This window comes from Polaromonas sp. Polasp52, from assembly GCF_059491565.1.
In genome coordinates this window covers 1326114-1347856 of record NZ_CP168513.1, presented here as the reverse complement: position 1 = coordinate 1347856, position 21743 = coordinate 1326114, and the positions used below count along the sequence as shown (strand labels likewise).

The following is a 21743-nucleotide window of genomic DNA, read 5'->3' as shown; positions in this document are numbered from 1 at the left end:
GCTCAAAACTTGTAGCCCAGTTGCAGGGTGAAGCAGTTGGGATCGAGCACCACGTCAATCGTCTGGCCCGTGCTCAGCGTGCCGCGGGTTTTCAGCAGCGTCTTGGTGTAGCTGCCTTCCACAAACCACTTGTCATTGAGGTTGTAGACGCCTCCGACCTGGAAGGAGGGGGCCAGCTTGGATTTGAAGGACACGCCGGTGGGCGGTCCGCCGGGGTTGGTCAGCGCGGTCAGCAGGGTGCTTCCCCGCTCCTTGTAAAACCGCACATACGACAGGCCGGCACCCAGGTAGGGCCGGAACCGGGCCTCGGCCTCGAAAAAGCGGTACTGGCCTATCAGCGTGACCGGCAGCGCCCGGGTGTCGGCCACCTTGCCGAAACCCGCGAGTGTGCCGTCGCCGGTGACGTCATGCCGGAAACCCAGGCCCAGCGGCAGGTGCAGGTTGAGGTGCTCGGTGGCCATGTAGTTGATCGCGCCCGTCACCCGGGTGTCGTTGCTGACGCCCACACGCACATTGGGTATGTTGCCCGTCAGCGTGCCGCTGTCCACGGAGGGCTTGATGCGCGTGACGCCGGCCGACAAAGACCAGGTGCCGGCCTGTTGCGCGAAAGCGGGGAATGTGGACGAGGCCATGATGGCCGCGGCAATCAGGTGTTGTCTGGAAAGGGGCATGGCGAGTCCGGTGATGTGGCTGGGTGACTGTTGTAAGGTGTTGGAGGTTCATCCAGGGGATCGGTGTCAATGTCATGGTAGCGGCAAGCGCCCGTGCGCGCTGGCCTGCATGGGGGTTTTGTCCCGGCGATGAAGCGCAGACGCAACGGCTTTTGTCGATTGAAAACGTTCTTCGTACAAGGTTTGTACGGATGCGTGCACTGTGGTTTTGTCCCGCCAAACCGGCCGCCGTGCCGGCCCCCCCGGCCGCCGCGGTAGCCCCGCGAGGCGCGCCGCATTATCATGCGGCAGGGAATTCACCCTGTTAACACCTTGTGAGGAGGATTACTGTCATGAATTTTGGCCAAGCCATCTCTACCTGCTTTTCCAAGTACGTCACGTTCACCGGCCGGGCATCGCGGCCGGAATTCTGGTGGTTCTTCCTGTTCCAGATCATCGTGCTGATCGTCACCGGCATGATCAGCAACATCCTGTACGGCATCGCCGCCCTGGCCATGCTGCTGCCGGGAATCGCGGTGGGTGTGCGCCGCCTGCATGACATCGGCAAGACCGGCTGGCTGCTGCTGATCGGCCTGATCCCGCTGGTCAACTTGTTGCTGCTGTACTGGTGCGTCCAGCCTTCGGAAGGCCCCAACCAGTATGACGAAGGCGCCGCGCCGGCTGTGCCTGCCGCCGGCCCGACGGGCGAGCAATAAAAAGCAAGCATAAAAAAAGGGCCGCGAAAGCGGCCCTTTTTGATGGAGCGAGAAGCTCAGGCGGGCATTACATGCCCATGTCGCCCATGCCGCCCATACCACCCATGCCGCCTGGCATGCCGCCGCCGGCAGCTGCTTCGTCCTTGGGAGACTCGGCCACCATGGCTTCGGTCGTCAGCATCAGCGATGCCACGGAAGCGGCGTTCTGCAGTGCGGTGCGGGTGACCTTGGTGGGATCCAGGATACCCATTTCGATCATGTCGCCGTAGGTGTCGTTGGCCGCATTGAAGCCGTAGTTGCCCTTGCCGCCGAGAACCGCGTTGACCACCACGGAGGCTTCGCCGCCTGCGTTGTAGACGATTTCGCGCAGGGGGGCTTCAATGGCGCGCAGCACCAGCTTGATACCGGCGTCCTGGTCGGCGTTGTCGCCCTTGATGGCGCCAGCAGCCTGCTTGGCGCGCAGCAGCGCGACGCCGCCGCCGGCCACAATGCCTTCTTCCACGGCAGCACGGGTGGCGTGCAGCGCGTCTTCCACGCGGGCCTTCTTTTCCTTCATTTCGACTTCGGTGGCAGCGCCGACCTTGATCACGGCAACACCGCCGGCCAGCTTGGCCACGCGCTCTTGCAGTTTTTCACGGTCGTAGTCGCTGGTCGCTTCTTCGATCTGGACGCGCACTTGCTTGACGCGTGCTTCGATGTCGGCAGCGGCGCCGGCGCCGTCGATGATGATGGTGTTTTCCTTGCCCACTTCGATGCGCTTGGCCTGGCCGAGGTCGGCCAGCGTCACTTTTTCGAGCGACATGCCGACTTCTTCAGCGATGACCTTGCCGCCGGTCAGGACAGCGATGTCTTCCAGCATGGCCTTGCGGCGGTCGCCGAAGCCGGGAGCCTTGACAGCCACGACCTTCAGGATGCCGCGCAGGGTGTTCACCACCAGGGTTGCCAGGGCTTCGCCCTCGACTTCTTCGGCGATGATCAGCAGCGGACGGCCGGCCTTGGCGACTTGCTCCAGGGTAGGCAGCAGGTCGCGGATGTTGCTGATCTTCTTGTCGTAGAGCAGCACAAAGGGGTTGTCCAGCAGCGCGGACTGCTTTTCAGGGTTGTTGATGAAGTAAGGGGAGAGGTAGCCGCGGTCGAACTGCATGCCTTCGACGACGTCGAGTTCGTTTTGCAGGGACTTGCCGTCTTCCACGGTGATCACGCCTTCCTTGCCAACCTTGTCCATCGCGTCGGCAATGATCTTGCCGATGGATTCGTCGGAGTTGGCGGAAATCGAGCCGACCTGGGCGATTTCCTTGGAGGTGGTGGTGGGCTTGGAAGCCTTCTTGAGTTCTTCGGTCAGGGCCAGCACGGCCTTGTCGATACCGCGCTTCAGGTCCATGGGGTTCATGCCGGCGGCAACGTACTTCATGCCTTCGCGGACGATGGCTTGTGCCAGGACGGTGGCGGTGGTGGTGCCGTCGCCGGCGTTGTCGGAGGTCTTGGAAGCGACTTCCTTGACCATCTGCGCGCCCATGTTCTGCAGCTTGTCCTTCAGTTCGATTTCCTTGGCGACGGACACACCGTCCTTGGTCACCGTGGGGGCGCCGAACGAGCGCTCCAGAACCACGTTACGGCCTTTGGGGCCCAGGGTTACCTTGACGGCGTTGGCCAGGATGTTCACACCCTCGACCATGCGTGCGCGGGCTTCGCCGCCGAAAATGACGTCTTTTGCTGCCATGTTTAATTCTCCAGATTCAGTTAATAAGGGGTTTGAGGCGGCGGAGAGTTATTTCTCGACCACTGCAAACAAATCTTCTTCTTTCATGACGAGCAGTTCGTCGCCGTCGACCTTGACGGTCTGGCCGCTGTATTTGCCGAACAGCACGCGGTCGCCCACTTTGACGCCCACGGGGCTCAGTTCGCCCTTGTCGTTCTTCTTGCCGGGGCCAACGGCCAGCACTTCGCCTTGATCAGGCTTTTCAGCGGCGCTGTCGGGAATGACGATGCCGGAAGCGGTTTTGGTTTCGTTTTCCACGCGTTTGACGATCACGCGGTCGTGCAAAGGACGAAGTTTCATGAGAGCTCCTTGTTTGAGAACACTGGGTTTTGGGAATCAAAAAGCACCCGCGTAAAGTGGGTGCTTGTTAACTTTGGTGGATTGATGAGGCCTTGTTAGCACTCAATACCATCGAGTGCTAATCATAGGGGCAATTCGGGGCGTTTTCAAGGCGACGCGCTGGAAAATCCTGTTTTTGAGCGCGGAGCGGGAAGCTGTGGCGTGGGCTGGGCCCCCGTTGCCACCCGGCGCCAAGGGATTGGGCCTGGATGCCGGGCGTGCGCCCGATCCGAGCTTGTCCTACACCGAATTCCTCTGCCGCTGACGACCTGCCACCCATGCCGGCCCCTAAAGTCAAATCCTCTTCATTCAGGGCCGGACCCGGCATCACCATGTTTTTAGACAGTTTTCCACGCGAAGAAGCCCAGGACAGCCGCGCCATGCGCCCGGTGCGGGAGCCGGCGGCCGAGCCGGCCCGGTCGCGCCATCCCTGGCCTTTTCCTGTGTCCGGCAAGGATTTCGGCCTGCCGGCGGCATCGGCAAACCCCCACGCGGCGGGCGGGCCCGGCTGCATGGCGGCCGCCAGCAGTTTTGTCACCTGATGAATTCGGACGGACGGGCGATGAAACCCAGAACCAGCGCCACGCCGGAAAGCCGCCGGGCCGGCGGCACAAAAACGCCCGCAGGCCGGCCCGAAAAGACGCCCTCCGATGAATTCGGCCGGGAAGGCACCAACAAAACCATCCCCGAACCCAAGGCCGATGGCCAGCCCTCCGAGGAACTGGGCCATACCCCGCATATCGGGAAGACGCCTTACACGCGCGGCTGAGGCGGGCTTTCATTTGCGCCGCCCGCCACATGTGCCGCCGCAGTCCGCCGCACCACCAGCGGCAATGTGGCCGAAATGGTCGTGCCCTGGGTGGTGTTGATCTCCAGGTGGCCGCCCGAGGCCTCCACCCGGTGGCGCATGCCCTGCAGGCCGTGGCTGGATGCCTGCACGGCCTGCGGATCGAAGCCCCGGCCGTCATCGTGCACGGTCACGATGATGTAGTCCTTGTAGCTCAGCAGGTTGATTTCCACGTTCTGTGCCTGCGCATAACGGGCAATATTGGTCAGGGCCTCCTGGGCCAGCCGGTAGACCGTCAGCTGTATGGTTTCGTCCAGTTCCGTCGGCTCGAGGTTGGTGACGATGCTCAAGCCCGAACGCTGGGCGAACTCGCGCGTCAGGATCTCCAGGGCCGGCAGCAGCCCGAGGTTGGACAGCGAGGAAGGGCGAAGGTCTTCGATGATGCGCCGCTTCAGCGCGATGCCGCTGTTGAGCGTTTCAATCAGGTGCTCGATGCGGGCCGGCAAGTCGCCGTTTTCGCCGGACAGCCTGGCTTTGATGCGCGTGATGTCGAGCTTTGCGGCCGTGAGCAGCGCGCCGAGCTCGTCGTGGAGTTCGCGCGCCAGGTGCTCTCTTTCCTGTTCCCGCACCTGCTGCAGGTGGGTGGCCAGCTCGGCCAGCCGGCTGGTGCGCTCCTTGACCTGGACGTTCAGCAGGTCGCGCTCGGCCTGCAATGCCAGTTGCTGGCGCTGCCCGGCCTGGTCCAGGGCGGCGGTCTGGCGCAAATACAGCCAGAAGGCCACAAAGGCGACGGTCGCCACCAGGGTGATGCCTATGCGCGTGAGCAGCAGCGAACGCCGGACCTCCGCGTAGCCCCTGGCGGTGTCCTGGTTGGTTTCATCAATGAGCCGGCCGGCGCTGTTGCGTATGGCGTCCATTTGCTCCTTGCCCACCTCCGTGGTCAGGACAAAACGCCAGGCCTCGTCCTTGCCTTCGTTCTTCATGCGGATGGACAGGTCCATCTCCGCCAGCTTGCGCTGCACCGTGCGTCCCAGCAGCGACAGCGTCCCGGCCAGATCCTGGCGGGCGGCGAGCAGCTCGCGCAGCTGGTCCTGCGTCTGGCCGATGTCCGCGATGGCGGCCTTGTAGGGCTCCAGGTACATGGTGTCGCCGGTCAGCAGGTAGCCGCGCTGCCCGGTCTCCGCGTCGAGCACGTCGCGCAGCAGCCGCTGGACATGGCTGCGTGTGAGGTGGGCCTGCGCCACTTCGTCCATCGCATCCATGGATTTGTCATACGACAGCTCGCTGATGCCGATCAGGGTGAGCACGGCGATCAAGGCGCAGGCGACGTTGGCGGCCATTTTGTGGGGGGTGCTTCGCATGGGAGCTTTCGTGATGGCGTTCTCGAAATGGTGCCGCCGGCCGGGCGCAACCTGCCCGAAATTCTAGAAACCGGCCCTTCGGCCAGGCGTGAAAAAGCCACCCGAAGGTGGCTCTATGTTGCTGGCGTTTGGTCAGCTGCAGCGTAGGACGCCGCCTTGCCCGGCGGCCTTACAGGCCGGCTGCAGCGCGGAGTGCAGCAGCTTTATCGGTTCTTTAGCTTCGGCACGGGCCTTTGGCCCTTAACTTCGCTGCGCGAAGTGAGCCTGCGCTGAAAGCCGGACAAGCTCGCTTCGCTCGGGGCCTTACAGGCCCGCAGCTGCGCGAAGCGCAGCGGCCTTGTCCGTCTTTTCCCACGTGAATTCCGGTTCGTCGCGGCCGAAGTGGCCGTAGGCTGCCGTCTTTTCGTAGATGGGGCGCAGCAGGTCCAGCATCTGGATGATGCCTTTGGGGCGCAGGTCGAAGTGTTCGTTGACCAGGGCCGAGAGCTTTTCGTCGGAGATCACGCCCGTGCCTTCGGTATAGACCGTGACGTTCATGGGCTTGGCCACGCCGATGGCGTACGCCACCTGGATCTGGCACTGGCGGGCCAGGCCGGCCGCCACGATGTTCTTGGCGACGTAGCGGGCGGCGTAGGCGGCCGAACGGTCCACCTTGCTGGGGTCCTTGCCGCTGAAGGCGCCGCCGCCGTGCGGGCAGGCGCCGCCATAGGTGTCGACGATGATCTTGCGGCCGGTCAGGCCGCAGTCGCCTTGCGGGCCGCCGATGACGAAGCGGCCGGTCGGGTTGATCAGGTAACGGGTGTCCTTGGTCAGCATGCCCTTGGGCAGCACCGGCTTGATGATTTCCTCGATGATGGCCTCGTTGAAAGAAGCCTTCATCTTGTGCGGGGTTTCGCTCTGGTCGGGGCTGTGCTGGGTGGACAGCACCACGGTGTCAATGCTGTGCGGCTTGCCGTCCACGTAGCGCATGGTCACCTGGCTTTTTGCGTCGGGACGCAGGAAAGGCAGGCGGCCGTCCTTGCGCAGCTGGGCCTGGCGCTCGACCAGGCGGTGCGCGTAGTAAATCGGCGCGGGCATCAGGTCGGGCGTTTCATCGCAGGCATAACCGAACATCAGGCCCTGGTCGCCGGCGCCTATGTTCAGGTGGTCGTCGGAGGCGTGGTCCACGCCCTGGGCGATGTCGTTGGACTGCTTGTCGTAGCAGACCATGACGGCGCAACCTTTGTAGTCGATGCCGTATTCGGTGTTGTCGTAGCCGATGCGCTTGATGGTGTCGCGCGCGACCTGGATGTAGTCAACGTGGGCGTTGGTGGTGATCTCGCCGGCCAGCACGACCAGGCCGGTGTTGGTCAGGGTTTCGGCGGCGACGCGGCTGCGCGGGTCCTGCTTGAAGATCGCATCGAGAATCGCGTCGGAAATCTGGTCGGCGACCTTGTCGGGATGGCCTTCGGAGACGGATTCGGATGTAAAGAGAAAATCGTTCGCCATTGCGTACACTCCATGAAGTTTGTCGGCGCGTTGCCGGCTGGGGTGCTTCGGCGAACGCTTTAGCAGTTTGGTTTAATGTCGCCCTGCAAGTTGTTCAATAACTCGGCGACAGCACGCATTATAAGACAGCCCTTTTTCGGCTGGATTGACCCATCAATACCCCTTTTGCCTGATCAATGCCCTGGTTGTTCCGATTTTTCGCCCTCTGGCCGCTGGCCGCCCTGCATGCGTTGGGCGCCGGGCTGGGCTGGCTGGTCTGGGCGCTGAGCCCGCGCTACCGCGCGCAGTTCCGTGCCCATGTGGCGCAGGCCGGCCTGCCCTTTGAGCTGGCCCGCCCGGCGATCGCCGAGGCCGGGCGCTTTATCGCCGAACTGCCCAAGCTGTGGATGCGGCCCGCCACGGAATCCTGCCTGGGCAATGTGCGCGTGGAGGGCCAAGCTCATGCCGAAAGCGCTTTCGCGCAAGGCCGCGGTGTAATTTTTTTCGGCCCGCACTGCGGCAGCTTCGAGCTGGGCCCGCAGGCGCTGGCCGAGCTATACGGGCCCATCACCGCGATCTACCGGCCCGCGCGCAAGGCCTGGCTGGCGCGGCTGGAGCGCCTGGCGCGCGACCGCGCCAACCTCACGGTGGTCCCGGCCTCCCTGAGCGGCATACGCCTGATGCACAAAACCCTCAAGGCCAACCAGGCTGTCGCGCTGCTGACCGACCAGGTGCCGCCTGAGGGGCTGGGCGTCTGGGCGCCGTTCTTCGGCAAACCGGCTTACACCATGACCCTGGCGGCGCGGCTGGCGCTGCAAAGCGGGGCGGTGCTGCTGCCGGTGAGCTGCGAGCGCCTGCCGCATGGCCGCGGCTACTTCCTCAAGATATGGCCGGCGGTCCAAGAGGTCCAACCCGACGATGCTGGCAAGCCCCGCGCCGAGCTGTTGCAGGCCGTGACGCAGATCAACCGCGCGATTGAAGCCATCGTGCTGAGCCAGCCCGGCCAGTACCTATGGGGCTATGCGCGCTACAAGACTCCACGCAAGGAAGCACCGCTGTGAAGACTGTCCGCCAGATGGCCAGCCGGCTCGTAACCCGCGGCGGCATTCTTTTTATGCAGCTGCTGGCCCTGGTGCCGCTTTCCTGGACACGCGGCCTGGGCGTGCTGCTCGGCTGGGTGTTGTATGCCGCGGTGGGCGCGCGCCGGCGTGTGGTGGACACCAACCTGGCCCTGTGTTTCCCGGCGCTTTCCGCCGAAGAGCGGCGCCGCCTGAATGTGCAGACCTTTGTGTACTTCGCCCAGGCCTGGCTGGACCGCGCCTGGCTGTGGCACGCACCCAAAGCCTGGGTGCAGCGCCGCGTGCACCTGACGGGCGCGGTTGAGGAACTCGCGGGCAACGCGCCCACGGTGATTTTCCTGCCGCATTTTGTGGGCCTGGACGCGGCCTGGACCGCGGTGGCGCTGCAGATGCCGCGGCCTTCCACCACGATTTACACCGACCAGTCCAACAAGCTGGTGGACCGCTGGATACTGCGCGGGCGCCGGCGCTTCGGCAACCTGCGGCTGTTCGGCCGCGCGGCCGGTGTCAAGCCCATCGTCGCGGCGTTGCGCGAAGGCCAGCCCCTCTATTTGCTGCCGGACATGGATTTCGGTGCCGACGATTCGGTGTTTGTGCCGTTTTTCGGCGTGCCCACCGCCACCGTGCCTTCGCTCTCGCGCTTTGCCAGGCTGGGCCGCGCCAAGGTGTTGCCGCTGCTGCCACGCATCACCGCCACAGGTTACGAGGTGCAGGTGCTGCCGGCTTGGGGCGATTTCCCTAGCGAAGACCCGGTGGCCGACACCGCGCTCATGAACGCGCGGCTGCGCGACTACATCGAAACCATGCCGGCACAGTATTACTGGGTGCACAAGCGCTTCAAGACCCGGCCCGAGGGCGACCCTTCGATGTATTGAGCTGGCGGGCCCGCGGCCGCTAGCGCAAAAAATCCCGCAGATAGGCCGTCACCAAGGCCGGTTGCTCGTGGAGGATCCAGTGGGTCGCGCCAGCGATGCGCTGCAATGTCATTTGCGGCACGTAGTCTTCGAGGCCGTCCAGCAGGGCTGCCGGCAGGGCGATGTCGTCCATGGCCCAGAGCACCAGGGTGGGCAGGCGAACTTCCAGCATCTCGCGCGGAATCGTCACGGCGGCCGCAGCCGGGTCATTGTGCGGCGGGCCCGGCCGGGGAGGGCGCAGCGGCGAGGCGCGGTAGTAGTTGCAGGGGCCGGTCAGGCCCTGGCGCCAGATGCCTCGGTATTGTTCGCGCAGCGCAGCGGTGAGCCAGGCGTGCGGGCCGTCGGCCGCGCCCATGTGGGTGAAAAACTCCCAGAGGCGGCGAAAGTCGTCCTCGGCCAGCAGCGCCTCGGCATCAGGGCGGATCAGGAAATTCATATAGGCGCTGGCGGCCTGCTGCGCCGGCGAGTGCTGCAGCTCGCGCAAAAAAGTGCCGGGATGCGGCGAGTTGATGATGGCCAGTTTTTTCATCAGGGCCGGATGGCCGGCCGCCAGGTTCCAGGCCACGGCGCCACCCCAGTCATGGGCCACCAGGCATTCGAGCTGGCCACCCTCCAGTGTGATCAGTGCCGCGATGTCCTGCACCAGGTGCTTGGGCCGGTAGGCGGCGGCCTCGGCGGGCGCGCTGGATTGTTCAAAGCCGCGCAGATTGGGCGCGATGCAGCGAAAGCCGCCGTTTTCAGGCCGGGCAAAGTGTTCGAGCAAGCCGTCCCAGACAAAAGCGGCTTCGGGAAAGCCGTGCAGGAACATCAGCACGGGCCGGCCTTTGGCGCCGCTGGTGCGGCAGGACAGGGTGATGCCGTGGGGCAGGGCCTGCAAACGGGTTTCAATCATGGCGCTACGCTTTCTATCCGTGGGCCGAAAGCGCCGGCCGGCCTCAATCGTTGATTTCAGGCAAGTCGTCGGGCGCATCCTTGGCGGGCCTGCCCGGTTTTTCATGGTCGGCCGGGTGCGCCCAGTCCCACAAATGCTGGGCGACTTCCTCGACGCCCTGGCGCTTCAGCGAAGAAAAGAGTTTGACGTCTCCGCCGCCGGCCTGCAGTCGCACAATGGACAGCGCCTTGGCCGCCTCGGTCTTGTTGAGCTTGTCCGACTTGGTCAGCAGCACCAGGAATTTCAATCCTTCCTCGACGCGCGGCCGGATCACGTCAAGCAGGATTTCGTCGAGCTCGGTCAAGCCCAGGCGCGGGTCGCACAGCAGCACCACGGCCTTGAGGTTGTCGCGCGTCTGCAAATAGTTGCCCATCACCTGCTGCCAGCGGTACTTGGCTTCCTTGGGCACGGCCGCGTAGCCGTAACCCGGCAGGTCGGCCAGCACCGCGTCCATCACGCCCTGCTTGCCCAGGCTGAACAGGTTGATGCTTTGTGTGCGCCCGGGTGTCTTGGAGGCAAAAGCCAGCCTGTGCTGCTGTGTCAGCGTGTTGATGCAGGTGGATTTGCCCGCGTTGGAGCGGCCCACAAAAGCGATTTCGGGCACGTCGACGCGCGGCAGATGCTTGAGTTCGGGCGCGGTGGTGAGGAACTTGGCCGTGTGCAGCCAGCCCATGGCGATCTTGGGATCGGGGGCGCCAGGTGCGGCGGGAGCTGGTTTGGGCGGCGGTGCGGAGGTCATGGTCGGGCGGTCCCTGAAGGTCGTTTGCATGCCGGCGGCATGCGTTGAAAGGGGCCAAAGCCCCTGTGGGCGGGGCTTGGGAGGCCGTCAACCGGCAGGGAACTCCTGGCGGCTTGCCGCGGCAAGACCCCGAATAATCGGGGGTGCCCTGAAGCCATTGTAAAATCAGAAAGTTATACGTTTTGTGCGCCAACCAATTAAAACCCCCGATATGAAGCTGTTCGTTACTTCCCTCCTGGCCGCTTTGCTGGCCGTGCCCGCCGTATCGTCCTTCGCCGCCGGCGAAGCCGCCGCACCCGCGCACGATGCCGCCCCGGCCGCCGCAGCGGCTCCGGCCAAGGTTGCCAAACCCGACCTGGTCAAGGGCGAGGCCAGCTTCACTGCCGTGTGCGCGAGCTGCCACGGCGCCGACGGCAATTCCGGCACGCCGGCCAACCCCAAGCTGGCGCAGCAGCACCCCGAATACCTGGTCAAGCAGCTGCAGGAGTTCAAATCCGGCAAGCGCAAAAACCCCATCATGCAGGGCTTCGCCTCGGCGCTTTCCGACGATGACATGAAAAACATCGCCTACTGGGCCACCTCGAAAAAAGCCAAGACCGGCTTCGCCAAGGACAAGGAACTGGTCGCCCTCGGTGAGCGCATCTACCGCGGCGGCGTGCAGGACCGCCAGATCGCCGCCTGCGCGGGCTGCCACAGCCCGACCGGCGCCGGCATCCCTTCGCAGTACCCGCGCCTGAGCGGCCAGCATTCCGACTACACCGTGACGCAGCTGACGGCTTTCCGTGACGGCGGCCGCAAGAACAGCATCCCCATGACCCAGGTCGCCGCCAAGCTCAACGACCGCGAAATCCGCGCGCTGGCCGACTACATTGCCGGCCTGCGCTGAGCCGGTGCCCGCCAGGAGGCGGGCTTTTTTGCCGAAAATACACGCAGGCCGACTGCAGTATTGAACCCAAGCCGCTAAAACCAATCACACCAAGGCGGGTCTTTCTGATGAAGGCCCGCCTTTTTCTTTTTCCCTTGCCGGCTGCCGCCAGCCGATCCGGTTCCACTTAAAGCATGACAGTTTCCACCCAGGGTTTGAAGGTCAATTGGGGCTCCCGCAGCTTGCGGGCGTCGGTGGAACTGTTGTCGTCCATGCGGTTTTCCATTTCGCTGCTGACGGTGATCTGCATCGCGTCCATCATCGGCACGGTGCTCAAGCAGGCGGAGCCGCTGGGCAACTACGTGAACCAGTTCGGTCCGTTCTGGGCCCAGGCCTTCAGCCTGCTGAGCCTGAACACCGTCTACAGCGCCTGGTGGTTTTTGCTGATCCTGGCCTTTCTGGTCATTTCCACCTCGCTGTGCATCGCGCGCAACACGCCCAAAATCCTGGCGGACCTGAGCCAGCTCAAGGAGAACGTCCGCGAGCAAAGCCTCAAGGCCTTCGGCCACCGCGCCGAAGCCGCGCTGGCCGAAGCGCCCGAAGCCGCCGCGCGCCGCATCGGCCAGACGCTGGTGCAAAGCGGCTGGAAGGTCAAGCTGCAGCAGCGCCAGACGCCCGAAGGCGGTGGCTGGATGGTGGCCGCCAAGAAGGGCGCGGCCAACAAGCTGGGCTACATCGCGGCGCACAGCGCCATCGTGCTGGTGTGCGTGGGCGGCCTGCTGGACGGCGACATGATCGTGCGCGCGCAGATGTGGCTCAACGGAAAGTCCATCTACACCGGCGGCGGCCTGATCGCCGACGTGCCGGCGAAATACCGCCTGAGCGACAGCAACCCGACCTTTCGCGCCAACCTGCTGGTGGCCGAGGGCACGCAGTCCGGCACCGCCATCCTGAACCAGCCCGGCGGCGTGCTGCTGCAGGAGCTGCCGTTTTCCATCGAGCTGAAAAAATTCATCGTCGAGTACTACTCGACCGGCATGCCCAAGCTGTTCGCCAGCGACATCATCATCCACGACAAGGAAACCGGCGAGAAGATTCCGGCGCGCGTGGAAGTCAACCACCCGGCGCGCCATCGCGGCATCGAGATTTACCAGTCGAGTTTTGACGACGGCGGCTCCAGCGTCACGCTCAAGGCCATTCCCATGGCGGCGGCCACCAAGCCGTTTGAAATCCAGGGCACGATAGGCGGCACCAGCAGCCTGAGCAACGGCCAGGGCGAGGGCGCCGAAAAGCTGACGCTCGAGTACACCGCGCTGCGCGTCATCAACGTCGAAAACTTCGCCTCGGGCGGCAGCATGGCCGGCTCGGGCGCCGACGTGCGCAAGGTCGACCTGCACCAGGCCATCGATTCGCGGCTGGGCGCGGCCAACAAGACGGTCACGCAAAAAGAGCTGCGCAACGTCGGGCCCAGCGTGAGCTACAAGCTGCGCGACGCCGCCGGACAGGCCCGCGAGTTCCACAATTACATGCTGCCGGTCAAGACCGACCCCGGCGAAAACAGCCCGGCGGTCTACCTGCTGGGCGTGCGCGAGACGCCCTCGGCCCCCTTCCAGTACCTGCGCATTCCGGTCGATGCCGAAGGCGGCATGGACACCTTCTTGCGCCTGCGCGCCGCACTGGCCAACCCGGCCCAGCGCGAGCTGGCCGTCAAGCGTTATGCCAGCCAGGCCATAGGCCGCGACCGGCCCGAACTGGCGCAGCAGCTTGCGGCCTCGGCCTCGCGTGCGCTGGCGTTGTTCGCCGGCAGCGGCCCCGATGTCGTCAACGGCAATGGAAAAACCACGGCCGGCCTGCAGGCGATTTCCGATTTCATGGAAGCCAACGTGCCCGAAGCCGAGCGCAACCGCGCCGGCGAGGTCCTGGTGCGCATCCTCAACGGCGCGCTGTTCGAGCTGACCCAGATGACGCGCGAGCAGGCCGGGCTCAAGCCCATGGCGCAGGACGAAAAAACCCTGGGTTTCATGTCACAGATGGTGCTGAGCCTGTCGGACGCTCATTTCTATCCCGCGCCCATGGCTTTTGAGCTCAAGGATTTCACCCAGGTCCAGGCCAGCGTGTTCCAGGTGGCGCGCGCGCCGGGCAAAACCATTGTCTACCTGGGCTGCGCCTTGCTCATCCTGGGCGTGTTCGCCATGCTCTACGTGCGCGAACGCCGCGTCTGGGTCTGGCTGGCGCCGGGCGGCAAAGACGGTGCCCAGGTCGAGGGTGGCAATGGCGTGGGTTCAGTGCCAGAATCAGCTGTAAGCAGCCAGGCCACCATGGCCTTGTCCACCAACCGCAAAACGATGGATGGCGACAAGGAGTTCGAGATGTTGAAAACGAAACTGTTGCAGGCTCCCCAATGAATACCTCCACCATCAACACCACGGCGGTGAACACCACCACGCTGAAGGCCGGCGGCGACAACACGCTCAGCCTCAACGAAGGCTATTTCGCCCGGCGCAATGTGCTGGACTGGGTGTTCGCCGCGCTGGTTGCCGGCGGTTTTCTCTACGCCTTCGCGCGCTACGGCGCGTTCATGGACGTCTACGAAAAAGGCATCCTGCTGGCGGCCATTCCGGCGGCCGTCGCGATGGGCTGGTTCTGGCGGCCGCTGCGGGTGCTCATGGTGGTGGTGAGCGCTTTCGCCCTGCTGGGCATTGCGTCCTACCAGGGCGATCTCGCGCGGGCCGACCAGGTGTTCTGGCTCAAGTACTTCCTCTCCAGCCAGTCGGCCATCCTGTGGATGAGCGTGCTGTTTTTCATGAGCACGATTTTTTACTGGCTGGGGATGTTCGCCAAAGGCCAAAGCGGCACGCTGGAGTCGCTGGGTTCCAAAATCGCCTGGGTGGCCGTCGGCATGGCGCTGATCGGCACGCTGGTGCGCTGGTATGAGAGCTACCTGATCGGTGCCGACGTCGGGCACATTCCCGTGAGCAACCTGTATGAAGTCTTCGTGCTGTTTTGCTGGATGACGGCGGCCTTCTACCTCTACTTTGAGTCGCAGTACAACACGCGCGCGCTGGGCGCGTTCGTGATGCTGGTGGTCAGCGCCGCGGTCGGCTTTCTGCTCTGGTACACCGTGGTGCGCGAAGCCCATGAAATCCAGCCGCTGGTGCCCGCCCTCAAAAGCTGGTGGATGAAGCTGCATGTGCCGGCCAACTTCATCGGCTACGGCATGTTCTCGCTGGCCGCCATGGTGTCGCTGTCTTACCTGATCAAGCAGCAGGCCGACGAAAAGCAGTGGTACCGGCTTACGCCGCTGTGGCTGCTGGGTGTCGTGCTGTGTTTTGTGCCCATCGTGTTTCGCAGCAAGTCGCCGGCCGAAGTGGGCGGCAGCTACTACTGGGTTGGTTACCTGGCGGTGTCGGGGCTGATCGCCGCCGGCATCCTGCTGGGCCGCAAGCGCATCGCCGCGCGCCTGCCCAGCTTTGAGATTCTGGACGACGTGATGTACAAGGCGATTGCCGTCGGCTTTGCCTTCTTCACCATCGCCACGGTGCTGGGTGCCCTGTGGGCCGCCGAGGCCTGGGGCGGCTACTGGAGCTGGGACCCCAAGGAAACCTGGGCGCTGATTGTGTGGCTCAACTACGCGGCCTGGCTGCACATGCGGCTCATGAAGGGCTTGCGCGGCACGGTTGCCGCCTGGTGGGCCCTGGTGGGGCTGGCGGTCACCTCGTTTGCCTTCCTGGGCGTCAATATGTTCCTCTCGGGCCTGCACAGCTACGGAACCTTGTAGCCGGCGAGGAGTCTTTGTAGAAGCCCGTAGCTGAATCCGTGTAAGAACCTGACGCGTATTCAGACTAAGCCATAACGGATCTATCAAGGACGCTCCATGCTCATCAAAACCCACGCCAGCGGCTTCGACCACCCTGTTCCCAGCGAGATCACGCCGCAGGGCATTTACCACGGCCGCCGCGACCTGATCAAGCTCATGGCCACGGGCGCCGCGGGTGCGGCCATGGCCAGCTGGGCGGGGCGCCAGGCGATGGCGCAGACGGTGCAAAAACCCGGCAAGCTCGCGGCCTTGCCCGGCGGCAAGTCGGCGGTGGCCGGCGCGGTGACCCTGGAAAAAATCACCGACTACAAGGACGCCTCCAGCTACAACAATTACTACGAGTTCGGCACCGACAAGGCCGACCCGGCCCGAAACGCCCACACGCTGGTGACCAAACCCTGGTCGGTGGCCGTCGAAGGCCTGGTCAAGCAGCCCAAGACCTTCACGCTGGAAGACCTCATCAAGCTGGCCCCGCAGGAAGAGCGTATTTACCGCCTGCGCTGCGTCGAGGGCTGGTCCATGGTGATTCCCTGGGTCGGCTATTCGTTGTCCGAGCTGATCAAGAAGGTCGAGCCCCTGGGCAGCGCCAAATACGTCGAGTTCATCACCCTGGCCGATCCCAAGACCATGCCTTTTGTGGGCTCGCGCGTGCTCGACTGGCCTTATGTGGAAGCCCTGCGCATGGATGAAGCCATGCACCCGCTGGCGCTGCTGGCCTTCGGCATGTACGGTGAAGTGCTGCCCAACCAGAACGGCGCGCCGGTGCGCATGGTGCTGCCCTGGAAGTACGGTTTCAAGAGCGGCAAAAGCATCGTCAAGATCCGCTTTACCGACAAGGAGCCGCGCACGGCCTGGAACAAGGCCGCGGCGCAGGAGTACGGCTTTTATTCGAACGTGAACCCCGACGTGGATCACCCGCGCTGGAGCCAGGCCACCGAACGCCGCATCGGTGAAGACGGCCTGTTCGCCAAGAAGCGCAAAACACTCATGTTCAACGGCTACGAAGCCCAGGTGGGCCAGCTGTATGCCGGCATGGACCTCAAGAAGAATTTCTGATGGCCACCCTGCTGGCATCGCGGCAAAAATGGTTGCTGCATCCTGCCGCAAAACCCATTCTCTTCGTCGCCTGCCTGCTGCCTTTTGCCTGGCTGTTCTACGGCGCCTTTACCAACCAGCTGGGCGCCAACCCGGCCGAAGCGCTGATACGCGCCACCGGCGACTGGACGCTGCGGTTTATCTGCATCGTCCTGGCGGTCACGCCGCTTCGGGTCATCAGCGGCACGCCGGCGCTGGCGCGTTTCAGGCGCATGCTGGGGCTGTTCGCCTACTTCTATGTCGTCGTTCACCTGCTGAGCTACAGCTGGTTCGACATGGGCTTTGACTTTGCCGACATCGCCAAGGACATCGCCAAGCGGCCTTTCATCCTGGTGGGCTTTTCGGCCTTTGTGCTGCTGACACCGCTGGCGGCCACGTCTTTCAACGCCGCCATCAAGGCCATGGGTGCCAAGCGCTGGCAGTGGCTGCACAAGCTGGTTTACCTGATAGCCGGCCTGGGGCTGCTGCATTTCTTCTGGATGCGCGCGGGCAAGAACAATTTCGCCGAGGTGTTTGTCTACGCCGCGATCATCGCGGTACTGCTGGGCTGGCGCGTGCAGCAGTTCCTCAGGAAAAAGAAGCCGCAGCCCGCCTACGGCGTGCGCGGCAAGCTGTCCTAGCGACAGCTGCTCTAGCCGCCGGCCTTCAGCCGGCCACCAGCTGTTCCTGCCGCATCTGGTCTTGCACGCTTTCGCGGCGGCGTATCAGGTGTGCCTTGTCGCCATCCACCAGCAGCTCGGCCGCGCGGCCCCGCGTGTTGTAGTTGCTGGCCATGCTCATGCAGTAGGCGCCGGCCGACATCACGGCCAGCGGGTCGCCCGCCGTCACGGCGAGCGCGCGGTCCCGGCCTATCCAGTCGCCGCTTTCGCAGACCGGCCCGACCACGTCGTACGTCATTTCGGGTGCGCCTTGGGCGGCGGCCGATAGCGGGACGATGGCGTGGAAAGCCTGGTACATGGCGGGGCGCGGCAGGTCGTTCATGGCCGCGTCGATGATGCAGAAGTTTTTGTGCTCGCCGGGCTTGAGGTACAGCACCTGCGTCAGGCACACGCCGGCATTGCCGACCAGCGAACGGCCGGGTTCGATCATGAGTTTTTTGCCGCCGTAGCCGCGCGCGTCGAGCCTGGCCAGCAACTGCCGCCACAAGGTATCTGCCTCGGGCGGGGTGTCGTTGTTGTAGTTGATGCCCAGGCCGCCGCCGAAATCGATGTGTTCCAGCGGGATGCCGGCGGCTTCGATGGAGGCCACCAGGTCCAGCACCCGGTCCATGGCGTCGAGGTAGGGCGTGGCCTCGGTGATCTGCGAGCCGATGTGGCAGTCGATGCCGACCACGCGCAGGCCCTTGAGCGAAGCCGCATGCCGGTAGATGCGCAGCGCCTCTTCATGCGCCACGCCGAATTTGTTGTCTTTCAGGCCGGTGGAAATATAGGGATGGGTCTTGGGGTCCACATTGGGATTGACGCGTATGCTGACGGGCGCGCGCAGGCCCTGGGCCAGCGCCACCTCGGACAGCACGTCCAGTTCGGCCTCGCTCTCGACATTGAAGCAGCCTATGCCGGCGGCCAGCGCCTGGCGCATCTCGGCGCGGGTTTTGCCGACGCCCGAAAAAATGATCTTGCCGGCCTCGCCGCCGGCGGCCAGCACGCGGTCCAGTTCGCCGCCCGAGACGATGTCGAAGCCGCAGCCGGCGCGGGCGAAGACCTGCAGCACGCCCAGCGAGGAGTTGGCCTTCATGGCGTAGCAGATCTGCGCATCGCGGCCGGCAAAACCGCGCTGGTAGGCAGCCAGCGCCGACAGCATGGCCGCCTTGGAATACACGAAGAGCGGTGTGCCGTGCGCTGCGGCGAGCTCGCGCAGGCTGAGGTTTTCGACAAAGAGCTCGCCCTCGCGGTAGGCGAAATGCGGATGGCCGGGGAGGGATGGACGGGTCATGGGAGTGGGTGGACTGTGGGGGTTCGGGGTATCTTAAGGAGGGCGCGGCCTGCGCGCCATGACCGATTCAAGGTGAATTTCAGCCGCCGCCTTGGATTTGAAGGTTGAAGCCCGGGGCGGCCTGAAGCCTGGCGGCGCGGGCGGACAACTACCGGTGGGTGGCTTAGCGGGCGGCGGAAGCCGGCAAGGCCGGTGCGGCCGGCGCCTCGGGAAGCGTGGTGGCGGACTGGGGCTGCACAGGACGGGCTGCACCCGGAACCTTGGGCGGCACCGGGAGGTACAACGGGCCTTTCTGGCCGCAACCGGCCAGCAGGGCGGCGCCGGCCACAATGGCGGCAAGGCCATACCGTAAGGCGGGATTGCGGCGGCGACCTAAAATTTGAACTGAAGAAACCATGACGGGATTGTAATGACGGACCTTGAATACCAGGATCTGGCCGAACGCGCGCTTCAGGCGGTGGAAGCGGCCTGCGACCGGATCAACGATGAAACCAGTGCGGACATCGATAACCAGCGTACCGGCGGCATGGTCACGCTGACATTTTCCAACCGCAGCCAGATCGTGATCAACCTGCAAAAGCCCCTGCAGGAAATCTGGATGGCGGCCAAGGCCGGCGGGTTTCACTATAAATACAGGGAAGGGCGCTGGGCCGATACCAAGGATTCCAGCGAGTTCTTCGCCAATCTGTCGCGTTATGCCAGCGAGCAGGCCGGCCAGCCGCTGGTGTTCAGGGCACAGGACTGAGGTTCCGGGAATTTCATCGGAAATAAAAAAACGGCCCCGTGAGGGCCGTTTTTTCATGCGGGTCGCGCTGCCTGCTCAGTTCTTGAACAGATCCAGGATGCGCTTTTTCTCGTCCGAAGGCGGGAGGACCTGGATCGCGCCGCCGCCCGGCGCGCTGGCCGCCTGGCCGGGGTTGGCCGCCGCCGGGTCCTGCTGGACACCCACGGTGCTGACACCCGAGCCCCGGGCGTATTCGCTGTAATACCACTCGTTGCCCACGTTGACGACGCCTTCGGGCGGCGGGTATTCGGCGACCGGCACCCCCTTGAGGGCGTATTCCATGTAATTGATCCAGATCGGCAGGCTCAGGCCGCCGCCGGTTTCGCGGTCGCCCAGCTTTTTGGGCGTGTCGTAGCCCATCCAGACCGCCGCCGCCAGCGTGGGCTGGAAACCCACGAACCAGGTGTCTATGGAGTCGTTGGTCGTGCCGGTTTTGCCGTAGAGGTCGGGCCGCTTGAGCGTGGCTTGCGCCCTGGCCGCCGTGCCCGAGCGCGCGACCTCCTGCAGCAGGCTGTCCATGATGAAGGCATTGCGCGCGTCTATGCCGCGGGCCGATTCGTCCAGCGCGGGGGGCTTGGTCTCCAGCAGGACCTTGCCGCGCTGGTCGGTGATCTTGGTGACCAGATAGGGGTTGACGCGGTAGCCGCCGTTGGCGAACACGGAGTAGGCGGTCACCATCTGCATGGGCGTGACCGAGCCGGCGCCCAGCGCCATGGTCAGGTAGGCTGGGTGTTTTTCCGCTTCAAAGCCGAAATGCGTGATCCAGTCCTGGGCGTAGGGCGCGCCTATGGCCTGCAGGATGCGGATGGAAATCATGTTCTTGGATTTCTTCAGGCCGGTGCGCAGGCTCATGGGGCCGTCGAAGGTGCCGTCGTAGTTTTTCGGCTCCCAGGGCTGGCCGCCGGTCACGCCGGCATCGAAGAACAGGGGGGCATCGTTGACCACGGTGGCCGGGGTGAAGCCTTTTTCCAGCGCGGCCGAGTAGATAAAGGGCTTGAAGCTGGAGCCGGGCTGGCGCCAGGCCTGGGTGACGTGGTTGAACTTGTTTTTCTCGAAGTCAAAGCCGCCCACCAGCGCGCGTATGGAGCCGTCGCGCGGGTCCAGCGCCACGAATGCGCCCTCGACCTCGGGCAGCTGGGTGATTTCCCAGGTGTTTTTGGGCGTTTTCGCCACACGGATCAGGGCGCCGCGGCGTATCTTGATGTTCGGGCCGGCCTTCTCGGCCAGGCCGGACTGCGCGGGTTTGAGGCCGTCGCCGGTGATTTCGACGGTTTCGCTGTTCTGGCGCATGGCCAGGATGCGCTTGGGATTGGCCTCCAGCACCACGGCCGACATCACGTCGCCGTTGTCGGGGTTGTCGGTCAGCGCGTCGTCAATGGCATCCTCTGTTTCCTGCGGATTGACGGGCAGGTCTATGAATTTCTCGGGGCCGCGGTAGATCTGGCGGCGTTCGTAATCCATGATGCCTTTGCGCAGCGCCTTGTAGGCCACGGTCTGGTCGGTGGCGCGCAGCGTGGTGTAGACGTTCAGGCCGCGGGTGTAGGTTTCGTCGCCGTACTGGTTGTAGACCAGCTGGCGCACCGTCTCGGCCACGTACTCGGCATGCACCCGGCCGGCGTCGGGCCCGGTCCTGACCTTCAGGGGCTCTTCCTTGGCGGCTTTGGCCTGCTCGGCCGTGATGAAGCCGTTTTCCTCCATGCGCTCGATGATGTAGAGCTGGCGCGCCCGGGCGCGCTTGGGGTTGATGATGGGGTTGTAGGCCGACGGCGCCTTGGGCAGGCCGGCCAGCATGGCCGCTTCGGAAATGGAGATGTTCTTGAGCGGCTTGCCGAAATAGGCCTCCGAGGCCGCGGCAAAACCGTAAGCCCGGTTGCCCAGGAAGATCTGGTTCATATAGATCTCAAGGATCTGGTCCTTGCTCAGCATGTGCTCCAGCTTGAAGGTCAGCAGGATTTCATAAATCTTGCGGGTGTAGCTTTTTTCCGCCGAGAGGTAGACATTGCGGGCCACCTGCATGGTGATGGTGGACGCGCCCTGGCTCTTGGCGCGGCCCACATTGGCAAAGCCGGCGCGGATCACGCCCAGGTAGTCGACGCCGCCGTGGGAGAAAAAGCGCGCGTCCTCGATGGCCAGCACGGCGTCCTTCATGACCTGGGGGATGTCCTGGATGGGGGTCAGGCTGCGCCGTTCCTCGCCGAACTCGCCGATCACCACGCCGTCGGCGGAATAAACGCGCAGCGGCAGCTTGGGCCGGTAGTCCACCAGGTCCGAAATATCGGGCAGGTTGGGGTAGGCGACCGACAGGGCCACGGCCACGAACAGCAGGACGCTGACGACGCCTGCCAGCAACAGGCCCGTGCTCCACAACAGGAACTTGACCAGCCAGCGCGGCAGCCAGGACTTGCCGGAGGAGCTTGGTTTGGCCGGGCCGGAGTTTGAATCAGGAGAGGTGGGCGTGGAGGGCATGTAGGCAATCGTAAAGTCGCGTCACTATTATAAAAATCCTGG

21 protein-coding genes are annotated in these 21743 nt (G+C 64.2%); 11 read left to right on the top strand and 10 right to left on the bottom strand.

Annotated features, from left to right (window positions below; all coding sequences use genetic code 11):
• Window positions 1-2: 2 nt before the first annotated feature.
• Window positions 3-671, bottom strand: coding sequence for an OmpW/AlkL family protein (locus ACEN9P_RS06385; protein WP_495621420.1), 669 nt, complete (start codon window positions 669-671; stop codon window positions 3-5).
• A gap of 332 nt (window positions 672-1003) precedes the next feature.
• Here ACEN9P_RS06385 and ACEN9P_RS06380 point away from each other — a divergent pair, with 332 nt between their 5' ends.
• Window positions 1004-1366, top strand: a complete 363-nt coding sequence (locus ACEN9P_RS06380; protein WP_477661018.1) for a DUF805 domain-containing protein — start codon at window positions 1004-1006, stop codon at window positions 1364-1366.
• Between the two features lie 67 nt (window positions 1367-1433).
• Here the strand turns inward: ACEN9P_RS06380 and groL are convergent, their stop codons facing one another.
• On the bottom strand, window positions 1434-3086 hold the full coding sequence (gene groL / locus ACEN9P_RS06375) for a chaperonin GroEL (protein WP_477661019.1): 1653 nt from the start codon (window positions 3084-3086) through the stop codon (window positions 1434-1436).
• A gap of 48 nt (window positions 3087-3134) precedes the next feature.
• The gene (locus tag ACEN9P_RS06370; protein ID WP_007872916.1) at window positions 3135-3425 is read right to left on the bottom strand and encodes a co-chaperone GroES; all 291 of its coding nucleotides are present in this window, start codon (window positions 3423-3425) and stop codon (window positions 3135-3137) included.
• A gap of 371 nt (window positions 3426-3796) precedes the next feature.
• Between ACEN9P_RS06370 and ACEN9P_RS06365 the strand changes: the two genes are divergently transcribed.
• Together ACEN9P_RS06365 and ACEN9P_RS06360 are read left to right on the top strand one after the other, a co-directional pair.
• Window positions 3797-4006: a hypothetical protein gene (locus tag ACEN9P_RS06365; RefSeq protein ID WP_477714215.1), complete on the top strand. Its 210-nt coding sequence runs from the start codon at window positions 3797-3799 to the stop codon at window positions 4004-4006.
• A 20-nt stretch (window positions 4007-4026) separates the two neighbouring features.
• Entirely contained in the window at window positions 4027-4233 is a 207-nt protein-coding gene (locus ACEN9P_RS06360) for a hypothetical protein (protein ID WP_477714216.1), read from the top strand.
• On the opposite strand, the gene ACEN9P_RS06355 is transcribed toward ACEN9P_RS06360, so the two are convergent.
• Window positions 4218-5612, bottom strand: a complete 1395-nt coding sequence (locus ACEN9P_RS06355; protein ID WP_495621419.1) for a CHASE3 domain-containing protein — start codon at window positions 5610-5612, stop codon at window positions 4218-4220. The two genes, ACEN9P_RS06360 and ACEN9P_RS06355, sit on opposite strands and share 16 nt — an antisense overlap.
• A gap of 303 nt (window positions 5613-5915) precedes the next feature.
• Complete coding sequence (metK, locus tag ACEN9P_RS06350) at window positions 5916-7100, bottom strand: methionine adenosyltransferase (protein ID WP_477714218.1); 1185 nt, start codon at window positions 7098-7100, stop codon at window positions 5916-5918.
• A gap of 176 nt (window positions 7101-7276) precedes the next feature.
• Here metK and ACEN9P_RS06345 point away from each other — a divergent pair, with 176 nt between their 5' ends.
• Window positions 7277-8140 carry a lysophospholipid acyltransferase family protein gene (locus tag ACEN9P_RS06345; protein ID WP_495621418.1) on the top strand — a complete coding sequence of 288 codons (864 nt, stop codon included), beginning with the start codon at window positions 7277-7279 and terminating at the stop codon, window positions 8138-8140.
• Window positions 8137-9033 (top strand): lysophospholipid acyltransferase family protein, encoded by an 897-nt coding sequence (locus ACEN9P_RS06340; protein ID WP_495621417.1) that lies wholly within the window; start codon window positions 8137-8139, stop codon window positions 9031-9033. The genes ACEN9P_RS06345 and ACEN9P_RS06340 overlap by 4 nt, the downstream gene beginning before the upstream one ends.
• 19 nt (window positions 9034-9052) lie before the next feature.
• Here the strand turns inward: ACEN9P_RS06340 and ACEN9P_RS06335 are convergent, their stop codons facing one another.
• Together ACEN9P_RS06335 and yihA are read right to left on the bottom strand one after the other, a co-directional pair.
• Window positions 9053-9964, bottom strand: coding sequence for an alpha/beta fold hydrolase (locus tag ACEN9P_RS06335; protein WP_495621416.1), 912 nt, complete (start codon window positions 9962-9964; stop codon window positions 9053-9055).
• A 43-nt stretch (window positions 9965-10007) separates the two neighbouring features.
• A complete protein-coding gene (gene yihA, locus ACEN9P_RS06330; protein ID WP_477661027.1) occupies window positions 10008-10742 on the bottom strand; it encodes a ribosome biogenesis GTP-binding protein YihA/YsxC in 735 nt (244 codons plus the stop codon).
• Between the two features lie 211 nt (window positions 10743-10953).
• Here yihA and ACEN9P_RS06325 point away from each other — a divergent pair, with 211 nt between their 5' ends.
• The 5 genes from ACEN9P_RS06325 (at window position 10954) to msrQ (ending at window position 17139) form a co-directional block, all read left to right on the top strand.
• On the top strand, window positions 10954-11628 hold the full coding sequence (locus ACEN9P_RS06325) for a c-type cytochrome (RefSeq protein WP_477661028.1): 675 nt from the start codon (window positions 10954-10956) through the stop codon (window positions 11626-11628).
• Window positions 11629-11801: 173 nt separating this feature from the next.
• Window positions 11802-14012, top strand: a complete 2211-nt coding sequence (locus ACEN9P_RS06320; RefSeq protein WP_495621415.1) for a cytochrome c biogenesis protein ResB — start codon at window positions 11802-11804, stop codon at window positions 14010-14012.
• Entirely contained in the window at window positions 14009-15385 is a 1377-nt protein-coding gene (gene ccsB / locus ACEN9P_RS06315; RefSeq protein ID WP_477661030.1) for a c-type cytochrome biogenesis protein CcsB, read from the top strand. Before ACEN9P_RS06320 ends, ccsB begins: the two co-directional genes overlap by 4 nt.
• A gap of 96 nt (window positions 15386-15481) precedes the next feature.
• The gene (gene msrP / locus ACEN9P_RS06310; RefSeq protein WP_477661031.1) at window positions 15482-16480 is read left to right on the top strand and encodes a protein-methionine-sulfoxide reductase catalytic subunit MsrP; all 999 of its coding nucleotides are present in this window, start codon (window positions 15482-15484) and stop codon (window positions 16478-16480) included.
• Window positions 16480-17139, top strand: a complete 660-nt coding sequence (gene msrQ / locus ACEN9P_RS06305) for a protein-methionine-sulfoxide reductase heme-binding subunit MsrQ (protein WP_477661032.1) — start codon at window positions 16480-16482, stop codon at window positions 17137-17139. Before msrP ends, msrQ begins: the two co-directional genes overlap by 1 nt.
• A 25-nt stretch (window positions 17140-17164) precedes the next feature.
• Here the strand turns inward: msrQ and lysA are convergent, their stop codons facing one another.
• Both lysA and lptM read right to left on the bottom strand, forming a co-directional pair.
• Complete coding sequence (gene lysA / locus ACEN9P_RS06300; protein WP_477661033.1) at window positions 17165-18451, bottom strand: diaminopimelate decarboxylase; 1287 nt, start codon at window positions 18449-18451, stop codon at window positions 17165-17167.
• A gap of 163 nt (window positions 18452-18614) precedes the next feature.
• Entirely contained in the window at window positions 18615-18848 is a 234-nt protein-coding gene (gene lptM / locus ACEN9P_RS06295; protein ID WP_495621414.1) for an LPS translocon maturation chaperone LptM, read from the bottom strand.
• Between the two features lie 12 nt (window positions 18849-18860).
• On the opposite strand from lptM, the gene cyaY reads away from it, so the two are divergent.
• A complete protein-coding gene (cyaY, locus tag ACEN9P_RS06290; protein ID WP_495621413.1) occupies window positions 18861-19196 on the top strand; it encodes an iron donor protein CyaY in 336 nt (111 codons plus the stop codon).
• Window positions 19197-19271: 75 nt separating this feature from the next.
• On the opposite strand, the gene ACEN9P_RS06285 is transcribed toward cyaY, so the two are convergent.
• Window positions 19272-21701, bottom strand: a complete 2430-nt coding sequence (locus ACEN9P_RS06285) for a penicillin-binding protein 1A (protein ID WP_495621412.1) — start codon at window positions 21699-21701, stop codon at window positions 19272-19274.
• Between the last annotated feature and the right edge of the window lie 42 nt (window positions 21702-21743).

What these genes read in the sequence shown, in the direction of transcription:
- metK (WP_477714218.1), bottom strand. Translation starts at nt 7,100, where the DNA reads ATGGCGAACGATTTTCTCTTTACATCCGAATCCGTCTCCGAAGGCCAT.
- ACEN9P_RS06355 (WP_495621419.1), bottom strand. Translation starts at nt 5,612, where the DNA reads ATGCGAAGCACCCCCCACAAAATGGCCGCCAACGTCGCCTGCGCCTTG.
- ACEN9P_RS06385 (WP_495621420.1), bottom strand. Translation starts at nt 671, where the DNA reads ATGCCCCTTTCCAGACAACACCTGATTGCCGCGGCCATCATGGCCTCG.
- groL (WP_477661019.1), bottom strand. Translation starts at nt 3,086, where the DNA reads ATGGCAGCAAAAGACGTCATTTTCGGCGGCGAAGCCCGCGCACGCATG.
- msrQ (WP_477661032.1), top strand. Translation starts at nt 16,480, where the DNA reads ATGGCCACCCTGCTGGCATCGCGGCAAAAATGGTTGCTGCATCCTGCC.
- msrP (WP_477661031.1), top strand. Translation starts at nt 15,482, where the DNA reads ATGCTCATCAAAACCCACGCCAGCGGCTTCGACCACCCTGTTCCCAGC.
- ACEN9P_RS06325 (WP_477661028.1), top strand. Translation starts at nt 10,954, where the DNA reads ATGAAGCTGTTCGTTACTTCCCTCCTGGCCGCTTTGCTGGCCGTGCCC.
- ACEN9P_RS06370 (WP_007872916.1), bottom strand. Translation starts at nt 3,425, where the DNA reads ATGAAACTTCGTCCTTTGCACGACCGCGTGATCGTCAAACGCGTGGAA.
- ACEN9P_RS06360 (WP_477714216.1), top strand. Translation starts at nt 4,027, where the DNA reads ATGAAACCCAGAACCAGCGCCACGCCGGAAAGCCGCCGGGCCGGCGGC.
- ACEN9P_RS06335 (WP_495621416.1), bottom strand. Translation starts at nt 9,964, where the DNA reads ATGATTGAAACCCGTTTGCAGGCCCTGCCCCACGGCATCACCCTGTCC.
- ccsB (WP_477661030.1), top strand. Translation starts at nt 14,009, where the DNA reads ATGAATACCTCCACCATCAACACCACGGCGGTGAACACCACCACGCTG.
- cyaY (WP_495621413.1), top strand. Translation starts at nt 18,861, where the DNA reads ATGACGGACCTTGAATACCAGGATCTGGCCGAACGCGCGCTTCAGGCG.
- ACEN9P_RS06365 (WP_477714215.1), top strand. Translation starts at nt 3,797, where the DNA reads ATGTTTTTAGACAGTTTTCCACGCGAAGAAGCCCAGGACAGCCGCGCC.
- lptM (WP_495621414.1), bottom strand. Translation starts at nt 18,848, where the DNA reads ATGGTTTCTTCAGTTCAAATTTTAGGTCGCCGCCGCAATCCCGCCTTA.
- ACEN9P_RS06285 (WP_495621412.1), bottom strand. Translation starts at nt 21,701, where the DNA reads ATGCCCTCCACGCCCACCTCTCCTGATTCAAACTCCGGCCCGGCCAAA.
- lysA (WP_477661033.1), bottom strand. Translation starts at nt 18,451, where the DNA reads ATGACCCGTCCATCCCTCCCCGGCCATCCGCATTTCGCCTACCGCGAG.
- ACEN9P_RS06380 (WP_477661018.1), top strand. Translation starts at nt 1,004, where the DNA reads ATGAATTTTGGCCAAGCCATCTCTACCTGCTTTTCCAAGTACGTCACG.
- ACEN9P_RS06345 (WP_495621418.1), top strand. Translation starts at nt 7,277, where the DNA reads ATGCCCTGGTTGTTCCGATTTTTCGCCCTCTGGCCGCTGGCCGCCCTG.
- ACEN9P_RS06320 (WP_495621415.1), top strand. Translation starts at nt 11,802, where the DNA reads ATGACAGTTTCCACCCAGGGTTTGAAGGTCAATTGGGGCTCCCGCAGC.
- yihA (WP_477661027.1), bottom strand. Translation starts at nt 10,742, where the DNA reads ATGACCTCCGCACCGCCGCCCAAACCAGCTCCCGCCGCACCTGGCGCC.